Source organism: Nocardia sp. NPDC004722, assembly GCF_053601505.1.
The window spans coordinates 1-4,610 of record NZ_JBSGBY010000641.1 but is presented as its reverse complement, the minus strand read 5'-3'; the positions used below and the strand labels follow the sequence as shown (position 1 = coordinate 4,610).

The 4,610-nt window shown below is 67.9% G+C and carries 4 protein-coding genes; all 4 read right to left on the bottom strand.

Translation table 11 applies throughout. The features are described 5' to 3' along the window. Positions 1 to 1,309 (bottom strand): energy-dependent translational throttle protein EttA (gene ettA / locus ACWELQ_RS38720; RefSeq protein WP_452401977.1); only part of this gene is annotated, 1,309 nt, incomplete at its 3' end. Positions 1,310 to 1,319: 10 nt separating this feature from the next. After that, complete coding sequence (locus ACWELQ_RS38715) at positions 1,320 to 1,769, bottom strand: single-stranded DNA-binding protein (protein ID WP_452401976.1); 450 nt, start codon at positions 1,767 to 1,769, stop codon at positions 1,320 to 1,322. Between the two features lie 134 nt (positions 1,770 to 1,903). Continuing rightward, complete coding sequence (locus tag ACWELQ_RS38710) at positions 1,904 to 2,848, bottom strand: threonine/serine dehydratase (protein ID WP_452401978.1); 945 nt, start codon at positions 2,846 to 2,848, stop codon at positions 1,904 to 1,906. Between the two features lie 11 nt (positions 2,849 to 2,859). Further along, positions 2,860 to 4,610: cytochrome c oxidase assembly protein (locus ACWELQ_RS38705; protein ID WP_452401975.1), on the bottom strand; the 1,751-nt coding region annotated here is incomplete at its 5' end.

The window sequence follows — 4,610 nt, the reverse complement described above, 5'->3', positions numbered from 1 at the left end:
GCTGATCCGGGCCCTTGAAGCCGAACGCGGAAACGTAAGCGCGGGAGGGCATTTCCACATTGCCGACCTGGATGAAGTCCAGGCCGTCGGAGACCACCTGCCAGACGTTCTTGTTCGGGTCGATGCCGGCGCGGTTCTGGTCGACATAGCTCAGCTTGACCGTGTCGCCGACGCGGACATTGCCGCTGTCCGCGTTCTCCAGGCCGACGATCGTCTTGAACAGCGTCGACTTACCGACACCGTTCGGGCCGATGACGCCGACAATGCCGTTGCGCGGCAGGGTGAACGACAGATCCTTGATCAGCTGGCGATCGCCGAAGCCCTTGTCCAGGTTCTCGACCTCGACGACCACATTGCCCAGGCGCGGACCCGCGGGGATCTGGATCTCCTCGAAGTCCAACTTGCGCATCTTCTCGGCCTCGGCGGCCATTTCCTCGTAGCGACCCAGACGCGCCTTGTTCTTGGCCTGCCGCGCCTTCGCGCCGGAGCGGACCCAGGCCAGCTCCTCCTTGAGGCGCTTCTGCAGCTTCTGGTCCTTCTTGCCCTGCACCTCGAGGCGCTCGGCCTTCTTCTCCAGGTAGGTGGAGTAGTTGCCCTCGTAGGGGAAGGTGCGGCCGCGGTCGAGCTCGAGGATCCACTCGGCCACATTGTCGAGGAAGTACCGGTCGTGGGTGACGGCCAGGACGGCGCCCGGGTAGGAGGCGAGGAACTGCTCGAGCCACAGCACCGACTCGGCGTCGAGGTGGTTGGTGGGCTCGTCGAGCAGCAGCAGGTCGGGCTTGGCCAGCAGCAGCTTGCACAGGGCGACGCGGCGGCGCTCACCACCGGAGAGGTTGGTGACCGGCTCGTCCGGCGGCGGGCAGCGCAGCGCGTCCATCGCCTGCTCGAGCTGGGAGTCGATATCCCACGCGTCGGCGTGATCGAGATCCTCCTGGAGCTTGCCCATCTCCTCCATGAGCTCGTCGGAGTAATCCGTCGCCATCAGCTCGGCGATCTCGTTGAAGCGGTCCAGCTTCACCTTGATCTCGCCGAGGCCCTCCTCGACGTTGCCGCGCACGGTCTTCTCTTCGTTCAGCGGCGGCTCCTGCTGCAGGATGCCGACCGTCGCGCCGGGCGCGAGCCAGGCGTCACCGTTGTTCGGCTGGTCCAGTCCCGCCATGATCTTCAGCACACTGGACTTACCCGCGCCGTTCGGGCCGACGACACCGATCTTGGCGCCGGGAAGGAAGTTCAAGGTCACATTGTCGAGCACGACCTTGTCGCCATGCGCCTTTCGCACCTTCACCATCTGGTAAATGAACTCAGCCATATCGGCAAGCCTAACTGTGTGTAGTAGCGGGTTCTCCGGCAGTGTCCGCATCCACGGACGGCCGTTGAACGGGGTCGGTCCGGTCGGTTCGACCGAAGGATTTGCGCACCACCGGGGCGGTGCACCGACCAAGGTCGGGACCCACTGCGAGGGCCCGCATCTCGAGGTCGGTGCGCTCCGCGCCATCTCGGGTGGTGTACTCGTTCGAGCGCAGCTGCCCGTACGCGATGATCGGATCACCTCGCTGCAACGACGCTTCGACTCCTTCGACGATCCCCCGTCGCCAACAGCTTACGGTGAGGTACAGGGTGCCTCCGTCGACCCAGTCGCCGGCGCCCTGATCGTAGCGGCGGGCGGTGCTGGCCAACCGGAAGCTCAGGACATGGTCCCCGTTCTGCATCACGCGCCGCACCGGATGGGTGACGATCCGGCCGATGACCGCGGTGTTCGCCTCGTACATTGCACTCCCCCTTGCCGATTCGAGCAACTGATTTCCGACGCCTTCCAGCATCGTCGGCCGGCAAGCTCGGCGACAGCCCCGCCACGGCGAGTGTGGACAACACGCGGCCTGTGGACAACCGCGGCGTCGAAGTCCTACAGCGTCGCGAGATCGGTATTGGCCCCGCACAATACGATGACCGGCCGCTCCCCCGGCGCGGGCACGTACGCCCCGCTCTGGATCGCCGCCACCGCCGTCGCCCCCGCCGGCTCCACCACGATGCGGAACTCCCGCCACAGATACTCCCGCGCCATCACGATGGCGTCGTCGTCGACCAGGATGGACCGCACCCCGTAGCGCAGCGCCACCTCCATGGCGATATCGCCGATCCGGTTCGCGCCCAACGCATCCGAGGCCACGCTGGCGACATCCACGTCGACCGGATGCCCCGCGGCCAGCGCCGCGTGCAGCGTCGGCGCGCCCTGCGGCTCGACCCCGATCACCCGGCCGCGCAGTCCCAGCGCCACCGCGACCCCCGCGACCAGTCCGCCGCCGCCGACCGCGACCAGCACCGGCGGCCGCCCGCGCACCTGCTCCTCGATCTCGAGCCCGATGACACCGGCCCCGGTCACGATCTCCGGCAGGTCGTAGGCGTGCAGCGCCATGGCGTCACGCTCGGCCGCCAGCTGCCGCGCGTACTTGTGCGCTTCGGCGTAAGTCGTTCCGTGCCACAGCACTTCGGCCCCGTGCGACCACATGGCCGCCACCTTGGTGTGCGAGGCCGACTCGGGAACCACCACGGTGCACGACATTCCGCGCAGCGCGCTGGCCAGCGCCGCCGCGATCCCGGCATTCCCGGCCGAGGCCAGCACCACGCTGGTCTTGCCACCGCGCGCCTGCAACAGCGCGTTGAGACAGCCGCGCACCTTGAAAGTGCCGCCGTGCTGCAGATGTTCGAGTTTGAGCGTCACCGGCACCGGCCCGTGCGGGCCCTGGATGTCGGTGTGGAACACGGGGGTCTTGCGGGTGTGCCCGCGCAACAGCCGCCGGGCCTGCCGCACGTCGGATCGGTAGAGCCGCTTGACTTTCCGGGTCGCCATGGCGACGTCGTTCACTTGCGCACCTCTCCGTCACGCCGGGCGAGCTCGGCGAACATGGCGTTGTAGGCGGACAGGTCCGCGTCGTCGTCACGTTCGGCCTTGCGGTCGATCCGGTTCGCCAGGCGAGTGTCGCTGCGCGACCACTGGATGAGCAGCGCGAGCATCACCACCACCAGCGGTATCTCACCACTGGCCCACGCGAGGCTACCGCCGGTGTGCTGATCGGAGAGCAGGTCGCTGTTCCAGCCCAGGGCGAGACTCCGATAGAACCAACCGCCCAGCACGGTGTCCATGCTCATCAACGCGATGCCGAAGAAGGCGTGGAACGGCAGCGAACCGAACACCATGCCCAGCTTGGTCAGCGGCTCCACCGGGCGCGGCTTGGGATCGATGCCGATCACCACCCAATAGAAGAGGTAGCCGCTGAGCAGGAAGTGCACGTTCATGAACAGGTGCGCGCCGTGCGTGCCCACGAACTTGTCGAAGATGCCGCCCAGATACAACGCGTAGAACCCGGCCACGAAGAACACCGCCGCGATCACGGGCTGGGTCATGAAGCGCGACACCGGGTTGTGCACGGCCGCCAGGATCCATTCGCGCGGTCCGGGCGGAGCGTCCCGACCGGCCGGTTGAATTGCCCGCAGCGACAGCAGCACCGGGCCGCCCAGCGCGAACAGGATCGGCGCGAGCATCGACAGCATCATGTGCTGTGCCATGTGCACACTGAACATGGCCGGGGCGTATCGCCCGACACCGGAACTGGTCGCGATCAGCAGCGTCGCGCATCCGGCCATCCAGGCGATGGTCCGCCCGACCGGCCACGCGTCACCGCGCCGGCGCAATCGCCGCACGCCCACCGCGTAGAGCGCGGCCAGCACGAGCGCGAGGGTGCCGAAGATCAGATCGAAGCGCCAGTCGAAGGCCAGGCGCGCCACGGTCGGCGGACCCGCCAGGTTGTAGCCGATCTCGACCTCGGTCGGGGTGGGCACGGTGCCGAGATCCGGCGGCGGGGTGCGGCCCAGGCCGACCGCGAGGCCCACGGTCGCGGCGAACACCAGCGCCTCGACGCCCGCGAAGCGGATGAGCGCGCCGCGATCCCGCGGGTCCTTCTCCAGATCCGGGATCGCGCGGCGGCGTTGCAGGAATCCGATGACGCCGAGAATGATCAGCGCGGTGGTCTTGGCGAGCACCAGCTTGCCGTAGGTGGTGTCGAACAGCTGCGACAACGGCACCCGCACATAGGCGTTGATCACACCGCTGATCGCGATCACCACGAACGAGACGGTCGCCACTTTCGAGAATCGTTTGACCGCCAGCGCCGTGTACTTACCGTCCCGCAGCGCGTAGGCGAGCACCGCGAACAGTCCGCCCACCCAGCAACACGCCGAAAGCAGGTGCAGGATCAGACTGTTGGTGGCGAGGTCGTGCGCGCCGCCGGAGGACGAGTGACCGGTCAGCGCCACCGGCAGCAGCGACAGCACCGACAACCACAGCAGCACCGGCGTCCAGCCCCAGCGCAGCGCGATCCGGCAGCCGATGGCCAGCACCACCACCATGAACACGGTGAACCGCCACGACCCGGCGACATCGACCTTGTCCGCGGCACGCCAGACCTGCTCGGGCCGCAACGAATTCTGCAGCGGTTGCCCGGTGGTGTCCGACAACGTCAGCGGCACCAGCAACGCCGCCGCACCCGCCCACACCAGGGCCGCGTTCCCGGCGCGCCGCAGCGCCCGATAACCCCCGACGTCCAGCACTCCGC